This is a genomic window from uncultured Roseibium sp. (assembly GCF_963675095.2).
In the GTDB taxonomy this organism is placed as follows: Bacteria; Pseudomonadota; Alphaproteobacteria; order Rhizobiales; family Stappiaceae; genus Roseibium.
This window is the reverse complement of the sequence record NZ_CAXXSJ010000017.1, coordinates 11,534-27,994: the sequence shown is the minus strand read 5'-3', so window position 1 is coordinate 27,994 and position 16,461 is coordinate 11,534. Positions and strand designations below refer to the sequence as shown.

Annotated in this window: 15 protein-coding genes; all 15 read right to left on the bottom strand. The window is 62.2% G+C overall.

What is annotated here, in order from left to right; genetic code table 11:
- Nucleotides 1-252 precede the first annotated feature (252 nt).
- The 15 genes from ABIN98_RS06675 to ABIN98_RS06605 all read right to left on the bottom strand — a co-directional run bounded on the left by ABIN98_RS06675 (nucleotide 253) and on the right by ABIN98_RS06605 (nucleotide 16,451).
- A complete protein-coding gene (locus ABIN98_RS06675) occupies nucleotides 253-3,036 on the bottom strand; it encodes a hypothetical protein (protein WP_346908540.1) in 2,784 nt (927 codons plus the stop codon).
- Nucleotides 3,036-5,285 (bottom strand): hypothetical protein, encoded by a 2,250-nt coding sequence (locus tag ABIN98_RS06670; protein ID WP_394701453.1) that lies wholly within the window; start codon nucleotides 5,283-5,285, stop codon nucleotides 3,036-3,038. The genes ABIN98_RS06675 and ABIN98_RS06670 overlap by 1 nt, the downstream gene beginning before the upstream one ends.
- Before the next feature lie 141 nt (nucleotides 5,286-5,426).
- The gene (locus ABIN98_RS06665) at nucleotides 5,427-5,858 is read right to left on the bottom strand and encodes a hypothetical protein (protein ID WP_346908536.1); all 432 of its coding nucleotides are present in this window, start codon (nucleotides 5,856-5,858) and stop codon (nucleotides 5,427-5,429) included.
- 40 nt (nucleotides 5,859-5,898) lie between these two features.
- Complete coding sequence (locus tag ABIN98_RS06660; RefSeq protein WP_346908534.1) at nucleotides 5,899-8,334, bottom strand: hypothetical protein; 2,436 nt, start codon at nucleotides 8,332-8,334, stop codon at nucleotides 5,899-5,901.
- On the bottom strand, nucleotides 8,331-8,747 hold the full coding sequence (locus ABIN98_RS06655; protein WP_346908532.1) for a hypothetical protein: 417 nt from the start codon (nucleotides 8,745-8,747) through the stop codon (nucleotides 8,331-8,333). Before ABIN98_RS06655 ends, ABIN98_RS06660 begins: the two co-directional genes overlap by 4 nt.
- A 207-nt stretch (nucleotides 8,748-8,954) precedes the next feature.
- Nucleotides 8,955-9,272: a hypothetical protein gene (locus tag ABIN98_RS06650; RefSeq protein WP_346908530.1), complete on the bottom strand. Its 318-nt coding sequence runs from the start codon at nucleotides 9,270-9,272 to the stop codon at nucleotides 8,955-8,957.
- Between the two features lie 279 nt (nucleotides 9,273-9,551).
- Nucleotides 9,552-9,809 carry a hypothetical protein gene (locus ABIN98_RS06645; RefSeq protein WP_394701452.1) on the bottom strand — a complete coding sequence of 86 codons (258 nt, stop codon included), beginning with the start codon at nucleotides 9,807-9,809 and terminating at the stop codon, nucleotides 9,552-9,554.
- A gap of 1 nt (nucleotide 9,810) precedes the next feature.
- The gene (locus ABIN98_RS06640) at nucleotides 9,811-10,593 is read right to left on the bottom strand and encodes a hypothetical protein (protein ID WP_346908526.1); all 783 of its coding nucleotides are present in this window, start codon (nucleotides 10,591-10,593) and stop codon (nucleotides 9,811-9,813) included.
- 10 nt (nucleotides 10,594-10,603) lie between these two features.
- Nucleotides 10,604-11,203 carry a hypothetical protein gene (locus ABIN98_RS06635; RefSeq protein ID WP_346908525.1) on the bottom strand — a complete coding sequence of 200 codons (600 nt, stop codon included), beginning with the start codon at nucleotides 11,201-11,203 and terminating at the stop codon, nucleotides 10,604-10,606.
- A gap of 224 nt (nucleotides 11,204-11,427) precedes the next feature.
- A complete protein-coding gene (locus ABIN98_RS06630) occupies nucleotides 11,428-11,730 on the bottom strand; it encodes a hypothetical protein (RefSeq protein WP_346908523.1) in 303 nt (100 codons plus the stop codon).
- A complete protein-coding gene (locus ABIN98_RS06625) occupies nucleotides 11,720-13,498 on the bottom strand; it encodes a portal protein (RefSeq protein ID WP_346908521.1) in 1,779 nt (592 codons plus the stop codon). The genes ABIN98_RS06630 and ABIN98_RS06625 overlap by 11 nt, the downstream gene beginning before the upstream one ends.
- Nucleotides 13,495-13,719, bottom strand: a complete 225-nt coding sequence (locus ABIN98_RS06620; protein ID WP_346908519.1) for a hypothetical protein — start codon at nucleotides 13,717-13,719, stop codon at nucleotides 13,495-13,497. The genes ABIN98_RS06625 and ABIN98_RS06620 overlap by 4 nt, the downstream gene beginning before the upstream one ends.
- Before the next feature lie 143 nt (nucleotides 13,720-13,862).
- Entirely contained in the window at nucleotides 13,863-14,408 is a 546-nt protein-coding gene (locus tag ABIN98_RS06615; protein ID WP_346908517.1) for a hypothetical protein, read from the bottom strand.
- A complete protein-coding gene (locus ABIN98_RS06610) occupies nucleotides 14,405-15,985 on the bottom strand; it encodes a hypothetical protein (RefSeq protein WP_346908515.1) in 1,581 nt (526 codons plus the stop codon). The genes ABIN98_RS06615 and ABIN98_RS06610 overlap by 4 nt, the downstream gene beginning before the upstream one ends.
- Entirely contained in the window at nucleotides 15,969-16,451 is a 483-nt protein-coding gene (locus tag ABIN98_RS06605; RefSeq protein ID WP_346908514.1) for a hypothetical protein, read from the bottom strand. Before ABIN98_RS06605 ends, ABIN98_RS06610 begins: the two co-directional genes overlap by 17 nt.
- Nucleotides 16,452-16,461: the final 10 nt, after the last annotated feature.

Here is a 16,461-nt window from a genome sequence, read left to right as displayed (position 1 = left end):
GATATAGCTTTTATTATATTAATATAATTCATGTATTTTCAGACTTCTATCGTTACAGCATCAGAGGGCGCCACATCGAGTAAACAACTGCGACGCCACTGTTCAAAACTTTCATGAGGTCATCATGAATAGCCGGAAGAGTTAACCATTGCCCCGGCCGACCTAACAACCTGTGATATCAACTCCAGAATCAATTCAACAATATCGGGATGACACGATCCTCCCAAGGCTGCGCCGTTAAAGTGATGGCGATCACCGAGATATTGCCTCCGGCAACTCCGCAGTGGGCGAAATAACCACCGGCAGAATACCGCATCTACCAAGCCCCGCCGAAATCCAGTCATCCGGCTGCTCCGTAAGCCGCTCCGCCCCCTCGAAGTCTCCCTCTGCGACATTGTCCAGATAGACGGTCAGCATCCCCATCGAGGCTCCTGTCGTTAGAAAATCTGCTAGATGCTTCGGTCGCCCGGAGAGACGGGAGTACAAAATACCTTGATGGGCACCAAGCACATGGGATTTGAACCGCAAGATCAGTTGCCCCAGGTTCGACTGCGCCCACAGCGGCATGTGCACGCCCCTGCCCCTTGTGGAGCCCCGATCGACCTCTTCCGCGATGGCGTCAAGCATAACCCGTCGGGCACCGGCATCCTCCCATCCCGCCAGATTGAGCCCCCAGATCCCGTATTCCTGCACGCCGTGTTTGCGGGTCTGTCCCCCGATCCGAACCGCCATCTGCTCGTCAATGCCGAGCCTTTCCATATAGCCACGCTGGCGTCTGGAAAGCGTTCCATAGTTGGTGGGGGTTTCGTCCTGGCCGGCACCGTCAGTGGCCCCTTCTCTGGTAACCAAGACGGTCTTCGCGATCCGGTTCATGGTGTAAACGGAAAGCGCGTCCTTCATCGTGGGGTTCCACCAGTTGATCGCGCCCCCGCGCGAGAACCGGTCGTCCAGGCCGTTGGCCAGGGTCTCCGCGGCGCTTTTCGTCGCGAACGGATTTGTAAGACCGGTCAGGCTCGCCATGCGCGCCTTCGTGACCGTCTCCAAGATTGTCGAGAAATCGCGCGCGTCCTGCCTGGTGATCCGGGCGGCCCTGGTGCCGGACACCAGGTCCGGCAGGGCGTCTTTCATGAAACCCGTCACGCCCCGCCCGGCAACCTTATGCGCCACATCGGCAAGAGGGACGGACATCCCGCTGCCGCGGGACTCGGCGTAGCTCCACGCACGGGCCGCCCGCATCGCACTGCTCCAGACCGACGCCGTCTGCTCCACGCGGGTGTTGCCCCGCAATCCGTCCCTGAAATCGGCCAGCGTTTTCGACATGCGCTCGTATTCGTCTTGAAGGCTCTGCCGCTCCTCGTCCGATCCGGCCTGGGCAACCTTAAGATCATAATCTGCCTTGAGGTCGGCAAAGGCCGTCTCCATGCCGGCGCTGCCGAAGGCCCGTGTCAGCTCGATCTCCGGCGCGGTCTTGCGGGTGAACGTATCCGCGATCACCTCCACGTCGTGTTCCAGAAAATCGTCGATCAGCGCATCGGGAATATCGAACAACCGTCCCTTCAACGGACCATGCGCCACCGGCACCATCCAGTCCGGCCCGTCAAAGGGCGCACGTCCCGTCACATTGCCGACGATGCGATCGACGACTTCGTCCACATAAGCCGCCCTGTCTGCAGTGTTATGAAAGCCCGACGCTTCATCCCGGTTCCAGGAGTGCGAAGGCAAGGCTTCGTCCGATTGAGGGTCGATGACGTTCTGGATCAGATTGCTGATCTCATTGCTGGCCCATTCCGCAACGATGTCCCGGAACACACCCGTTCGGCCAATCACTTTGGAACCGCTGATAATCCGGGAAATGAGGCTTTCCGGCACATCTTTCGGAACCATGCCGAGCTTGACCATCTGCTTGACGGCCGGACCGACCACATTGTCGTTCAGGGTCTTGACGGCCCGTTCCACGAATTCGTTGCCGTCCGGGTCCACCCCATCGTTACGATACGCTCTGGCGACAGCCTCCTTGAACGCGCCCCACCCGGTACCGGAGCCCGCTTGCCGCGCCTCCCTGTAGGTTTCCCCCAGATCCCGGGCGAAATTCGCTCGCCGCGCCTGATGGCCTTCCAGGGCGGTTTCGACACTCGGCCCCAGGATACGCCCTGCCGGTTCGTCTTGAGCAGATAACCGGTGCGCAGACAGTTTGCGCTGGATTGTCTTCGCCACCTCTGACCGGGTGGGTAATTCTTCCGGAACCGGAAATTGCTTTGGTGCAGCGGTCGCGCCTGACGGAGGCAGCACCGGCTTCGAGCCGCCGGGATCCGGGTTCGACCGCATCGTCCCATCCGCCATCGGATGACTGCTATGCCCCCTGCCCGCCTCGAGCGCCTTCGACGCCTCGGTGAACTGTTTGCGGGACAATATCTTCGCCCCGCCCACCCCGATCAGGCCGTAGAGCAGCCCCGAACCGGCAATATCATAGGCGCTCTCCTCCAGGTCATGCGTCTGCTGAAGCGTATAAAGGGCGCCCTCTTGCCCGACAGTCCCGACCATCGCCCCCGCTGCCATCGACCCGGCCGAACGCAATGCGCTGTAGCCGGCGTTGCCCGCCCGCACGAACCCGCCCCCAGGCAATAAAGTCGGCCAATCCGCGGTGCCCGAGATGGTATCCGTCACGATGGTCCAGTCGGACGCCGCCCGAATTCTCCGGTCCCGCCTTTCCCGGTCGATATCGGCCTTGATCGCCTCGAAAGCGACAAGGTTGCGGGCTTTCAGAAGCCGGTCCATGTCATCGGGATTATCTTCATAGTCGTCCAGCAATCCCGATTGAAACGGGTTGAAATCCGTATCCACGCGCCGGAGTGCCGCGCCACCGATCTGCTGCACCCTGGACGCCTCATAGGCGCCGAAGGTGTTTTTCAAACGCCAGCTCGCGCCAAGGGTTTCCGCAAAGCCCGGCTTGTCTTCGGGAACATTGATGTCCCCGGTCAGATCCCATTGAGCAGCGCTGCTGTCTTGCGAGGGAGGGCTGGTATGATCGAGCGGCATTATCGTTTCCCCCTTCCGCGCCCGGCGCGCTTCGACCGGGGATCCCCACCGGTGGGTCTATCAGGCAACACATCCCGAATTGCATCCACTGCCTTTTCAGCGCCCTGCACGACAGCTCCGGAAGCTGCCTCGTAAACTCCATCAGCAGTCTTTGCTTTGGGAGGATGATGCTTCCGTTCGTAACGGCTCGGCAGGTTCTTCAGTCTCTCGCTCTCGGCCATGAATTCAGCCTCACGCTCCGCCAGAGCCTGCTCCCGCTTCTCGTATTCCTCGGATGCTGCACCGAAAATATCGACGTAGAACGAACCTTGAAGAGTGTGCCATTTGTTGTCCTTGCCCTTGTATTTCAAGGTCATACGCGGTCCGAAACCACGCTCGTCGATCGGCCCCTTGCGCCAATCGTCAAAAGTATCTTCGTTGAAGACAATCGCGTAGCTCTGATAGTCAACCCCTTCTTCAGAAAGGATTTTTTCCGCCTCGCGCGCCACATAGTCGTAACCGCCCTCTTTCGAGAGCTTCGGATAGAATGTTTCGACGGGAAAGTTGGCGACGACACCGTCACCGAACGTTGAGAACCTGGATGGGGCCCAGGTCCTTTTGAAGCGCTCTTGAGCCAGGTCTTCGGCTGCATTCAGGTCGCCGCCCATCTCGATAATGGCGTCCTGAAACATCTTCTTGTACTCGTCGACGGCGATTGCCCGCTCCGCCGCCGTCCGGCCAAGCTTCGGTCCCCGGGAAAAGATCCCCGGATCGAACGATCGTTCGACGTAGAGCGCATCGATGTATTTCAGCCGTGTTTGGACCGGGCGGGACTGGAGCAGAACTTCCCATTTTTGGGCAATGTCGGTATCGTTGGCGGCAGCCAGACGCTGCGCGGCCTTCTCCGGCGAAAACCCCGACTTGACCGTATAAAACTGCCACTTGCTTTTCGCCTCTTTCAACGTCTCCGCATAGCCGCTGCCGGTTAGGGCCACCTCGTCGAGATCGACGAGCATCGATGCCCGTCCATAGGCTGCAAGAACCTGTTGCCAATCGCGGCCCTCCAGTCCGGCCTCGATTTCCTTGATAGCCAGCTCCGGGATCACGCCCTTGTTCCGCACGAGTTCGGCAAGCGAGGCCTCCGGATTAGGAGAATTCGGGCCGATAACTTTCCAGGCACGGTCTACTTGCCCTCGCGCTTCGGGATCGACCGGGTTTAGCCGACCTTTCGTGGAAACCAGCGCGACCGCGTCAATCTCCTTGTCCCTCTCCTCCATGGCCGCCGCATGTCGTTGCAACACCCGGTCTTTCTGGGTCTCGTTGAGATCCGGATCGTTGCGGATCTGGTCGGGATCGACGTCCTGAAGGTTGGTGTCTATCTGCTGGGCATACCTGTCCTGCTTATCCGCCGCGGCGCTGATGAGGTCGCGCTGCCCCTTTTTGCCGATTTCGGCCATGTCTTTCGGGGTCAGTGCATCGGTGCGCTCCAGGATGTCCGGCGCCAGCCCCTGATCAGGCTGATCTTCGCTATTGCCATTTGCGTCCTCCACTACCGCCGAATATTTCGCCCTTTCCTTCGCCGGCTGGCCTTCCGCGAATTTCAACTGCATTTCCCGCTTCACGGACCCAAGCAGCACTTCCTTTTCAGTCGGCGCCAGTCCGCTCTCGGAAATCGCCTGCGCGCAAACGCCGAAGGCAGCGTCATAGGTCGCAGGATCGGCCGTGATCGATGCTCCGGTGGTAGCGGCCACCTCGGCAACACCGTCCCGGTAATGCTGAACCCGTTGAAGACGTTCGCTCTTCTCGGCGCGCGCAATCACTTGAGGCCGTTGCGCTACCAGGCCTCGTTGGATTATCGGCCTCGCCGATGGCGGCGTATTGGCGATAACCTGCTTCGCCTCGTTGTCGTAGGCCTCCGCGACACCGGCTACATAACCTGCACCACCTGGCTTCGTGTTTTTCCGAGCCTCCGCTTCGATCTGGGGTACGGACGCGTTGAATGCGACCAACCGCTTGGTGCCTTCAAAATGATCGATCTGATACTGATGGGCCGCCTGGATTTTCTTTTGGTGACGTTCTTCCGCCTCGCTGCGGGCTCGCGCCAGTTCCCCGACCTGCGCAGCCGACTGCTGGATCTGCCGGCCCAGCGCCGCCGTTGCCTCGCCTACCGCCGTGTCGGCGATTACCTGCGGGCGGCGCACGCCTGGCAGTTGCCGCGTCCCGCTGTATCGAGCAAGAGTTGCCATCGATAACCTCAATTCGGTGCCCATGAGGGCATTTGGATAATGCTGGACTCAAACAGCCTGAATTGAGCGCAACCTTGCTTGCGCGCAGAGTTGCCACCCTTTCGGCGTTTGTTATTTCGTGGTCATACTGACTGTTGGACGCGGACCATCGTTTACCGACGGCCGCTAGTAATACGCCTTGCCGAGCCTCGTCGCGGCACTGGTCACCCCGCCGAGGATCGCCCCGAAAGCGCCGATGCTTCCCGCCAGCCGGGCCGAGCTTGCCCGCGCACGGGCGGCTTGGGCCTCATAGGTCAGATTGTCCCGCTCGCCCTCCGCTTTGAACCGGATCGCCTCCAGGTCCTGGGCCGCCTCAAAGGCGTTGTCGTCCATCACATCGACCAGGGATCCGGCCTGCGACAGTCCGCGCTCCGCCCCCGCCGCGCGGTTGTTGCCGAGAATGCGCATCAGCTGCTGCTGGGTGCGTTTGCGGTCGAACGAGGCCTGGGTCTGATTGACTTCCTGCTGCCTCTCGGCGAACTTCGCGCGGCGCTCTTCTGCGTCTGCCTGGGCATTCGCCTGGGCCTGAACGCCCGCGGCCCTGAACGACACCGCCAAGAAGCGTGCCGGCGATGGCTATAGCCGGTGTGCACATGGATCAGGGCTCCATTGAAAGATTGTAGTTCACCGCAAGAACGGTGCAGGGCTTGCCGCCGCCGCTGGCCTCGAACACCAGCTGACCGCCGTCTTCCCAGCGCAGGTCCACATCCGCTTCGACGATACCGGTGCGCAGCGAGGCAGGTTCGCCATAGGTGTCCCCGGCACGATAGAAAATCTGCGCATCGACATGGGTCGTTTCCGACCCGACCCGCAGGACCCCGGTCTCAAATACCGATATCTTCGCCTCGTCGGCCGTCATCTTCCGGCCGACGGAGGCTCCGTCCTGGGCATTGACCGGTGGTGGCAGGGTTTTCGCACGTGCCGTCACGTCCAGGCCGATCAGGATCTTCGAAGCGGTCCGCCCGTTCGGCAGGCTGACGGCCCCGCCCGACACCGTGGACGCATAGTCAGACCCATCCGCGTAAAGGATCACATCCATACCCTCAAGATGATCCAGGCCGGACACCGTATTGACGGGGATATCGTGATAACGCAGCGCGCAATCCAGATGCCAGGCATCCTCGATCTCCCCGCCGACAAAGGGCTTCTGCATCACCTCGATGTAACGCTTTGTCTGACCGTTGATCACGCGCCGGACGATCATCCAGACCTCATCGAACCCGTCGCCCGGCATGACGGCCATGCATTCGACCACCCCGCCGAAACCGTGACGATGCATGCCGAACACCTGCTGTTCGCGCTCGTAGGTGAAACCGATCGCATTGCCGTCCCCGACCCAGGGCCAGATGATCGAATCCGGATATTGCTGGTAGCAGGCCCCTGATATCCCGGGTCGGAACAAATGCGACTGGGTCTCGCTGACCGACTGGGACACCCGGCCATCCGCCTGCAGATCGTAGGCTAGTTCGCGCATGTCCGTCCCGTAGCGACCGAAATAAAGCAGCACGGATCCGACCTTGATCGGCTGGATACCGTTGGCGCCGAAGTTGGTTTCCGGTCTCTGATCCACGTTCTCCGGACCGTAAGGATCCTGGGAAGTCGCCTTGCCGATGGCACGCACCGCCTTGGAGGTCCCTGCCAGAAGGTCGTCATCGTCGTTCAGCCAGTGGATCCGGTTCACCTGGCCGGACAGGATGCCGACAGAAACCGCATCCGAGGCGACCAGCGGCTGGGAGATGGCAAAATTGGTAAAGTCGTCCGTCTGGCTTTCCCAGACGGTCTGCGGTTCCGTGTCTGTACTGGCGAAGGCCAGCCGGTTCTTGTGCCAGCCGACAGCACCCGGCCATCCGGTCCTGTTCGACCACGACCCGAGTTTCCAGATACCTATGGCGAATGTGTCGAGGAGCGATTGTCCGTAAAGGCGCACCTTGACCACGGTCGATGACGAAACGCTGTCGATTTTGGCCCAACGCCAAAAGCCGTCACTGCTGCGCAGCCTTATGTGCCGTCCTTCATCGAGAGAACCGAAACCGGCTCCGCCGTTGATGCCCGCAGTATTCGAGGCCGTCAGATTGAAAGGCGCCTGATCGCTCGCGGCCTGGTGAAACACGAGCTGGGCGATCGCCGCATCGTCGGAGGACGCCCCTCCACCCTTGTTGAAGCGGAAACGATAGAAATTGTAGGCAGACTCGTTGGGGAAGGAATAATGCCGCCACTCCGACGATGCCCAGGCGGATTCCCCGTCCTGGGTATCCAGAACCGACCATGCGTTGCCATCGGACGACGCGTCGATGGACCATTGCGACGGCATGTCGTCGTTTTTGCCGTTGTCCGATGGCGCCTGCAGCATGTATCCGTCGATGACGACATTGGCCGGAAACTGGTACGCGACCCAACCGGTCCCGCCGGTGGACAGGATGACCTTGTCCGGATCCCCGTTGAAGACCTTGTAGGCGTCGACGAGTGCGTCCGAACTTGTGACAACACCGGACGGCGTGGTGTTGCTGGTCATGCCCGGCACCGGGTTGCCCGTGACCGCCGGGGTCAGGTTGGTGGAACTGACGTTGACGTCGAGATAAGGACCATCGTGAAAATCCATAGGCTCAATTGCCCAGGAGGTCTCCCCGTAACGCTTGATCGCCTGGGGCCTGATGCCTCCGCCGGTTACGAACAGCGTATCGGTCGACTGCACGAACTTCAGATCCGGCAACACCGAAAGGCTGTATGGCGTCGAGACTTCGACCGATGCGACCGGGCCAACGCTGGTATAGACGCGAAAATAGTAGTTTCCCGCTTCCAGCATGTAGTTCTGGCCGCTGCCGAACTCGAACGGAATCAGCCAGGCGCCGGCACCGCTGTCCTTCACCGCGCCCACATACCGGGTGCCGCCGCGCCGGCGGAAACCCCCGCGCTTCAGGGTGATGAAGTTTTCGCATTCGGCAAGGGCCGCCCGGAACATTTCAAGGTCGGGCCGGGTGACCAGCTCCGGGTCCAGTTCTCCCCGACTGAATGTCGCTTGAAGGTAATAGCTCATCGGATCGTCACAATCCCGGTCTCGGCCGCGGGCTGCACGCTGCTTTGCAGCGTATCGCTCAGGCTCGCGTCATCCAGCGCGATGTCCGCCTGACGCAGAAGAGTTTGGGCAAAGCTGTTCTTGCCGGTGATCACATGGGCGAGACTGCCTGCCAGGAAAAAGGCGAAGGCGTCGACGAACAGCGGCGAAAATTCCGCTTCGCTTTCCACCCGGCGCACGTAGCGCAGGTAGAACGGCGCTTCGACATCGCTCATCAGCTTGCGGCCGATCACCTCATATTCCAGAAACCGGCCGTTACGCCCGCCGTCTTCCGTCTGCTGCGGCACCCGCAAACAGTCCGCCGGCAGGGAATACTGATAGTCCCAACGAAACGGCGGGGCCTGCGTATCCGCCGCCAGCGCGGTCAGCTTCATGGCAAAATCCCAGTCGTGCTTTGCCAAGAATACATCACGCTTGGCCGTATAGTTTGCCTTGAACCAGCGTCCCGCCTTGCTGGAGTAATCGAAGGCCTGGATGCCGGCTCCTTCAGGTGCGCCAGGGCAAGGTTCGCCATATCGACATCGGTATTGACCGTGCCTGCCATTCTGTCTCGCCTTTTCTTGAAGATTGTCCGGTTGGGCTCAACGCGTCTGACCGGCCTGGTAGGCCTCCAAGATCGCCATCGCCTCGGCTTTGGTCTCGGACTTCTGCCCGGTCAGGTCTTCGGCCAGCTTCTGCAATGTTTTCCAATGCTCGCTGCGCCAGCCTTCCGGCAGGCCGTTGACCTCGACGGCCGCGCGATGTCGTTTCTGCCGCCGGTTCCAGGCGGAAGACACCGCATCCCTCACCGCCTCACGCTTCTTCTCCCGCGCGGTCTTCTCCGGCATCAGCGCCGCCAGATCCGCATGCACGTTCCGCCGCAGCCGCTCCATGTGCCGCTCATGCTGAGTCTTGATCATCTCAGGTATTCCTGTTGTTCGAGAGAGGGCGAAAACCACCATCGGTACAGTTGGCGAGGAACCTCCCATTGGAAGGGATTGTTTGAGGCGGCGCCCCACCCACAGACCGTCATCCCGGACCCCGATCCGGGATCCATGCCGTTCCAGTGCCACAATGCAAAGCGTCCGTTTGAGCCGCCGGAACGGCATGGATGCCATGATCAAGTCATGGCATGACGGACGGAGACAATTGCTCTGACTCCGCATTCCGCCAATGCCACGCCCGCACCACCAGAACGCCTAGACGTTCACTTCCAGCGCGGAAATCGGGATGTTCTTGCGCATGTATTTGCGGCTCCAGTTGGCCGCGGTCGCAAGCTCCGAAAAGGTCGCTCCGTTGGCGTCCGCCATGGAGGCGGACGTCCAGGACATGCCGGCCGGATGCAGCAGTTCGTAGCGGCGGGTGATCAGCTGGTCCTCGCCGCCGCCGTTACCGGTGTTCGGATCACGGGTGATTTCCGTGCCCATGTTGCCGTAGATGGTCGGCTCGCTCGGCACCTCATCGATATGCTTGAAGGCGCCGGCCCCGTAGAGGAAGCAGGTGTACTTGTCCGAATTGGTTCCCGTGGTGACCGGGAAGAAGTCGGAATAGAACACCGTCATTTCCATGTAGGTCGGGATCTGGAACGGCAGGTCGGAAGGCTGCACGAAGTCGATCTTCTCGTCGTCCAGCAGCGTGGCATAGACATGGGGTATGCATGCCGATGGCGCGCAGGTTCTCCATGGCGTCGCCCATGGTCAGCCGGGCACGGTTCACCGCGGCCGACGAGATCCGGTTGGACGCCGCCGGCGACGCCACGTCCTGGTAGACGTCGAACACCATGTCGCCGCTGTGGTTCGCCACGCTGTCGGCGATCACGCCGGTGGCGATGTTCATGATGTGCATTTCCTTGACCCAGGACCAGTAGGAATTGACCCGGCTGGCGACCTGTTCCATCGGCGAGCGCGCGTCGCCGGTTGCAACCATGCCGGTGATGCTCTTGGACGCCCAGGCCTTGGCCATGCGGTGCTTGTAGGCGATCAGGTCGTCGGCAGTGATCTTTTCCGGCGTGATGGCCGTGTCGCCATCGTTGATGATCGACGGCTCGTTGCGGTCCAGGTCATTCCAGTAGGGAACCTCGATCTTGCGGCCGCCGGACATGAAGCGCGAGGCGAGCGCCTCGTCGGGCGCCGACAGGATGCCGGAGCGCTCCATCATGACCAGCTTTTCCGGCCGGTTTTCCTGCATATAGGGAGTAAAGACACGCGGCTCGATGATGTCCGCGATGGTAGTCGATGCCATGGTTCAGGCCTCACAGATTGAATTTCTTGGGATCCCGGCCGGCGGCGATGATCAGCGCCTTGGCGCGTTCCGGGGTTGACCGGATGATCTCGGTCTGCCGGCCGATGTCGGTGGTTTTGAGATCGAACGGGTTGCCTCTGGCGTTGCCGCTGCCTTCCGTGGTCAGGCCGTCTTCCCTGAAAGCCTTGTCGTGGAGGAAGGCCAGCAGCCGGACCGCGACCGGGTCCGCCACCTGTTGAAGCCCGTGTTCATCCGCGTCCGACAGAATGCCTTTTTCAGCAAACCAGCCGGTCACGTCGATGCCCTCGGCCTTCAGCCCGTTCATGGCCCGGTCGGCCTTGGCCACAGCATTCCTGTAGCCGTCGCTGCCGGGGTCGCCGTACTCCCTCACAAGCGCCCGGTGAGCTTGGTCCACCGCTTCTGCCTGCTCTTGTGCACGCTCACTGGCGGTCTGCACCTCGTGCTGGTGCAGCTCCGCCATCTTGCCGACCCACCTGTCGTGCAGCGCCTGCGCCGCACTCGGGTGAAGGCCGGCCTCCCTGAACCAGCTCCCCGCCTCGCGGGCGAAGTCCTGGTCATAGGGAAAACTCTCCGGAAGTCCGTCCGGCATGGCGAACCTGTAGCCGTCGGCCGGCGTCCAGGTGCCTGAAATCTCCTTGTAGAACTCGGCGCGTTCCTCCGCCGTAGCGTTTTCCCCCGGCAGGGGAAATCATCCCTTCCGCGCCGGTCTCCGCGACCCGGTCCTCAACAATGTCGCCACTATGAGCGGACACCTCGCCGCTCCCGGCACATGCGCCCATGATCTCCGGTTCGCCGCCTGTGGTTCTGTCCATTTCAATCGTCCTCGTTCAGTGGGAGAGTTTCCAGCCGCGCCGCTTCCTGCAGGGCGGCATGTTCTTCCAACGGCAGGCGGATGCAGGCGAGAATGCGGGCGAACAGCGCCTTGCGGCCGTCCATGTAGGCCCGCTGTTCCGGCGACACGTCGCCCGGTGGCGCCAGGTACATGCCGCAGTCCGCGGCCAGATCCGCCAGCACCGTTTCGCCGTCCGGGCATAAAAAAACGGCCCGATAGGACCGTTCCAATTGCCGTGCCTGTGCCTGCCGCCCGCGCGCGCGCCGCTTCAGACTATGCCACATTGCCGCCTCCCGAGCCTCCCGCTGGTGCGCCACCGCCCGCCGCCTGAGCGGCTGCGAGCGCCTCTTCCAGACCGGCACCCGAACCACCGCCCTGCTCCGCGATCAGCTTGGCCATGGGCGCACCGTCCTTGGCCATGCGGGCAAGGCTTTCGCCGGCGGCAAGCTGTTGTTGCTGCGCCTGTTGCTGGGCGCGCTGCGCCCGGATATCCTCCACCTCTTCCGGCCGGCGCAGCAATTTCTGCGGCAGGCCGAGCGAGCGTTGCGCCAGCTTGCGCTCCTCGTCCTCGTCCAGCCAGTCGGCCGCTTCCGGATTGGTCTGAAGCGCCCCGTTGAGATACTGGCGGAAACTTGCCAGCCCCTCGAAATGCCCCGCCTCGCGCATCTGATCGATGGGCGCGGTGGAACGCACCGAGATTTCGGTCTCCGCCACACTTTGAGGCGGTGCCAACGGCGAGCCTTGCTCAAACGCACCCCTCCGGCCGAGGATGCCGATCTCCCGGTCGAACAACACCCCGTGCCCGGCCTGAATGTTGGTGGTGAACGGGCCGATCATGTCCGCCTTTTCCTGGGCGCGGATCGTCGCTTCCGTCGCCGTTCGGCCGTTACCGTCCAGCAGGGTCTGCCAGAGGTCACCGTACAACCCGAGCCTCAAGGCCTCCCGGATGCGATCGATCTCACCGAAGGCCGCCCCCGGATTCACCGTGTCGATCATCGCCCCGTAAAGCCTGCGCCCCTGTTCGTCGATCAGCCCCGGATTGACCCGGCCCGGATTGAGGTCCAACGGCCGCTCGTTCTTGTGGGTGGCGAGCGGCGGCCGCACTGCCTGGGCGCTGGCAACCAGACTGTCCTTCACCAGGCTCTGCAGCGATTTGATATCGCCCATCATCTTCGCCTGCGGTGGCGACCCGTAGGGCGACAGCCCGTCCCGGTCCCACCGGCGTACCACCAGCGGATACTCGAAGAACCCGCCCTGGCGGCAGATATGACCGCTGTCCTGTTCGAAATGAATGCTTTCGTAGAGCGACCGCCTGACATCCACCGCCCCCGGATAGCCCCCTTCCCGCCGCACGCAGGCATGGACGAACACGTGGTCGTTGTTCCGGCGGCTCGCGTCCTCCGCGTCCGCCATCACCTTCTCCGACAACTTGCCGTCATATTCCTTTGCCGCCTGCCAGGCCTTCAGCGAGCGCACCCGGAAGAACCCACAGTCGTTTCCTTGCGCATCGACAATCAGATAGACCTCGTGCAGCGGCACATAGCGGTAGAAGACCGGCGTGCGGATGCTGGCAAGCTGCTCCTCGTTTTCCGCTGGAAACAGCACGCCCGTTCCGAGCTTCACCGTCGACACCAGCGAAGACCTGTTCGCCAGTGCGAAGCCGGACTTGTCCGAATAGCGGATGCGGAACAGGTGATCCCGGAGCAGCTCGAAATATTCCTGCTCCTCCGGTGTCGGCTCGGCCGCAAACGGATCGTCGAAGCCGATGCCGTGCCAGTTGAAACCTTTCGGCATGGTCAGGCTTTCGATGCCCGACACCAGCCGGTCCAGCAGCCAGACGGCGGTACCGTCGTAAAGCCTGCGCGATCGCTCCCGTGCCGCCGACCGCTTCCACGCCGCCATGCCCGAGACCTGCACACCCGCAACGCTGTTGAAGGCCCGGTCCAGGTCCGGCGCGGTATAGTCCACATAGTCGCGCCAGTCGTTCTCGTAGCCCTGACGCTCGCTGCGGGCCGCAGCAAGTTCCCGTTTCAGATCGTCGACGATGCTCATAGAGCACCACCCAACAACGTGACGCCGTGGGAATAATGCCCGTAATTGGACACGCCCGTCGGACTGGTCAGTGTGGTCTTCTTCCGGTTATAGGCGATCGCCCTGCGCCGGGCCTCGTTCTTCTGCACATTCGCCGCCTGCCGCTCCGGATCCGGCTCCCGCGGCGCCGGCGTTTCCTCCACCGGATCCGCCGACTTCTTGCTGCCACCAAACAGGCACATGGTTCACCTCGTCGTTTGAAAGGGTTGAAAGGGCAGTCTGATCAGGGATGGGCACAGTCCCACCCCATCCTCAGTTGTCATCCCCGCGAAAGCGGGGACCCAGCACTCCCTGAAGTCAGTTGTTGAAACCGATTGGCTCCGGGTTACCGGTTCCCCGATCGCGCTTCGCTTGGCGGGAATGACGACCGAGAGTGGGACGCAGCCTTGCCGCACTCCTTCTCGTCCGTCCTTACCCACGCATAGACAACGAAATCCTCGCCATTCCGCCCATACGCCCTGAGCACCCCTTCCCGTTCCGCCCCGAGGCTCTCCAGCCAGCGGTGCGAAAGGTCATGCTCCGTATGGGTGACGACCTGCAGCCGCCGGCACTCCGCCGCAATCAGGTCCCGGATGGAATTCACGTGCCGAGTCATGACCGGCACGGCCCGCCTGAAGCACTCCGTTCCAAACGCCCAGGCCTGCCAATGGTCCGGATCGAACGGCGAGACGTAGCTGAAGCCATAGGCCGCCACTGGCTGCCCCTTCAGCCACACCGACCAGGCCATGCCCGGCACCGAATGCTCCACCGCGCATATCGCCAACTTCCGTGTGTCCCAATGCTTCCAAAGGCAGGAAATCTCCGCCAAGTCCGCGTCGCGCATATTGGCCGCGATATAAGAGGCATCGCGCACGCACAGATCGCGGATCACCAGTCGGCCAGCGGATCCTCTATAGGCGCGCTCCGGCTTTTCGCCTGTGATCTCACCGCCCGTTTCAGCGCCGCCCTGTCCCGCCATCCCCATGCCATCACCATCGCGTCGGCCTCGTCCGGAGACGCACCGGTCCGCTTTCTGATGTCCTCTTTGCTTTCGATCAGGATCTTGTTGCCGCGCGCCACCCAGCGCGGCGCTGTCAGCTGCGCCTTGACCACGCTCGACCTCCGGATCGCGATCCCTGCTCCGCTGGTCGGATGCAACGCCTCGCGAAAACGCCAGTAAAGCTGCGCCCGAAGATTATAAAACGGCATCCGACTGTCCGCTGCCGCTTCCCCGGAATGTTCCGAGAACACGCATTTTTCTACCGGCACACCGTTTTCGCGGGACAGAAACCCGACCGTGTCGCCGCCCCAGCCGCCGGTGCAGTCAACCACGATCAGCGCCCCGTCGCGCCGTTCCTTGATTACCAGCGCACCGACCTCCGCGCCGTCGCGGGTGTCCGCGCCCCGGCGCACGATATTCTCCTCGAACCGGCGCCCGTGAAGCGGCGCCAACACGGTCTTGTCCTTGCCGCCCTGAGCCACATCGACGCCGATCACGTCCATGGGCAGACCTGCATCGGCGCCCTGGTCGTAACGCTGAAAGGCAAGCTCCACCCATTCCGACGGGATCACCTGCCAGTCATGGTCCTGGCGGGCGGCGACGAAATCTCCGGTCTTGAGCGCGGTGCGCATCGGTTCCGGCATCTGGTCGATCTGGGCCTCGTAATCCTTGCCCAGGTATTTGTTGTCGCCCATGCGTGCGGGAATGAAGGTCCGGCTCTTCGGCGTCCGGAGTTCGCCCTCGATCTCCACCGGCTCCGGTCCATCGACCCAGACGGTGCGGATCGCATCGCCATCGTCAATGAACACCGACCACAGCAGCTCGCCGGGCTGAGCCGCACCGTAAAGCGGGTGCAGAGGGTCGAGCCACGGCCCGAACCAGTCCAGCAGATAATCCCCTTCCCCGCCAAGAGGCGGGTTGCTGGCAATCAGCCCACGGCAACGCTGCCCTGGCCGTGTGGTCCGGTTCCAGCCAAGCACGAAGATAATCTTGCGCGGATCGAGCTGCGCGCCTTCATCGAAAGCTTTCAGGTCGTGATCCACGCCTTGCCAGTCTTCCTCCGACCCCGGCATGCCCAGATGACCGAATTCGATGATCCGGTCGTCCGGGCCGATCCATCGCGGCGGCGTACCGGTAATCCGGCCGAGCCCCGCCGCGCGCATGATCGCGTTCATCCGCAGGATCAGGCCTTTCAGCGAGGTCAGGTTGCGCCGGAAGATCGCCGCCTTGTGATGGGCGAACAGCGCCAGCCCTGCAATCAAGTCCGTCTTGCCGCCCCCGGCCGCTCCGCCGTAAAGCGTCAGGTCGGCAAGCGAGAAATACCCTTCCGTCTGCGGCCCCTCCTGCGGCTGCCAATGGGCGAACTGATCCAGCACGCCCGCTTCATCCAGGCCCGTCTGCAACGCCAGCCGATCGCCCGGGGCCATAGCATCAATCTTCGAAATCAGCGCCTCAAGTGTCGTCACCATCCGTCCACCGTTCGTATTCGGCTTGCGCCATCAGCGCCATCATCGACAGAGCGATCTCACCGGTTGGCCGTGGCTTCACAGTCTGTTTTGCCGGCGTCTGGTCGGCAATTACGGGCTCCGCACGCGTTTCCTGCCGGTCCCGCCAGCCCGCCCGGTTCTTCATGTTGAACATCCAGGCGGTGGCACTGAACTTCGCGATCTCCCCCTTCGCTCCCTGAAGCCCGAGCTGTTCCCAAACCAGCAGGCCTTCCCGCGCCGCCGCCTCAAGATTCTCCGCTGGAAAGTCCTCGGGGTAGGCCTTGGCATAGTGACGGATCGTCCGGGCACTCGCCTCCGGGAAGCAGTCCATGGAAAACCCCTGGCGGATATGATCGCAAAACCGGTCGCAAGCTGCTTTTCGCGCCCTGGATGTCTTCCATCTGACCGCGTCGCCGTTGGTCTCAGGCTCTGACATCTCCTCACTCATTCACGAGACG

Bases quoted from the DNA above. Each gene is read 5' to 3' on its own strand.
- ABIN98_RS06675 (WP_346908540.1), bottom strand. From the start codon at position 3,036: ATGCCGCTCGATCATACCAGCCCTCCCTCGCAAGACAGCAGCGCTGCT.
- ABIN98_RS06670 (WP_394701453.1), bottom strand. From the start codon at position 5,285: ATGGGCACCGAATTGAGGTTATCGATGGCAACTCTTGCTCGATACAGC.
- ABIN98_RS06660 (WP_346908534.1), bottom strand. From the start codon at position 8,334: ATGAGCTATTACCTTCAAGCGACATTCAGTCGGGGAGAACTGGACCCG.
- ABIN98_RS06655 (WP_346908532.1), bottom strand. From the start codon at position 8,747: ATGAAGCTGACCGCGCTGGCGGCGGATACGCAGGCCCCGCCGTTTCGT.
- ABIN98_RS06650 (WP_346908530.1), bottom strand. From the start codon at position 9,272: ATGATCAAGACTCAGCATGAGCGGCACATGGAGCGGCTGCGGCGGAAC.
- ABIN98_RS06640 (WP_346908526.1), bottom strand. From the start codon at position 10,593: ATGGCATCGACTACCATCGCGGACATCATCGAGCCGCGTGTCTTTACT.
- ABIN98_RS06635 (WP_346908525.1), bottom strand. From the start codon at position 11,203: ATGCCGGACGGACTTCCGGAGAGTTTTCCCTATGACCAGGACTTCGCC.
- ABIN98_RS06630 (WP_346908523.1), bottom strand. From the start codon at position 11,730: ATGTGGCATAGTCTGAAGCGGCGCGCGCGCGGGCGGCAGGCACAGGCA.
- ABIN98_RS06625 (WP_346908521.1), bottom strand. From the start codon at position 13,498: ATGAGCATCGTCGACGATCTGAAACGGGAACTTGCTGCGGCCCGCAGC.
- ABIN98_RS06620 (WP_346908519.1), bottom strand. From the start codon at position 13,719: ATGTGCCTGTTTGGTGGCAGCAAGAAGTCGGCGGATCCGGTGGAGGAA.
- ABIN98_RS06610 (WP_346908515.1), bottom strand. From the start codon at position 15,985: ATGGTGACGACACTTGAGGCGCTGATTTCGAAGATTGATGCTATGGCC.
- ABIN98_RS06605 (WP_346908514.1), bottom strand. From the start codon at position 16,451: ATGAGTGAGGAGATGTCAGAGCCTGAGACCAACGGCGACGCGGTCAGA.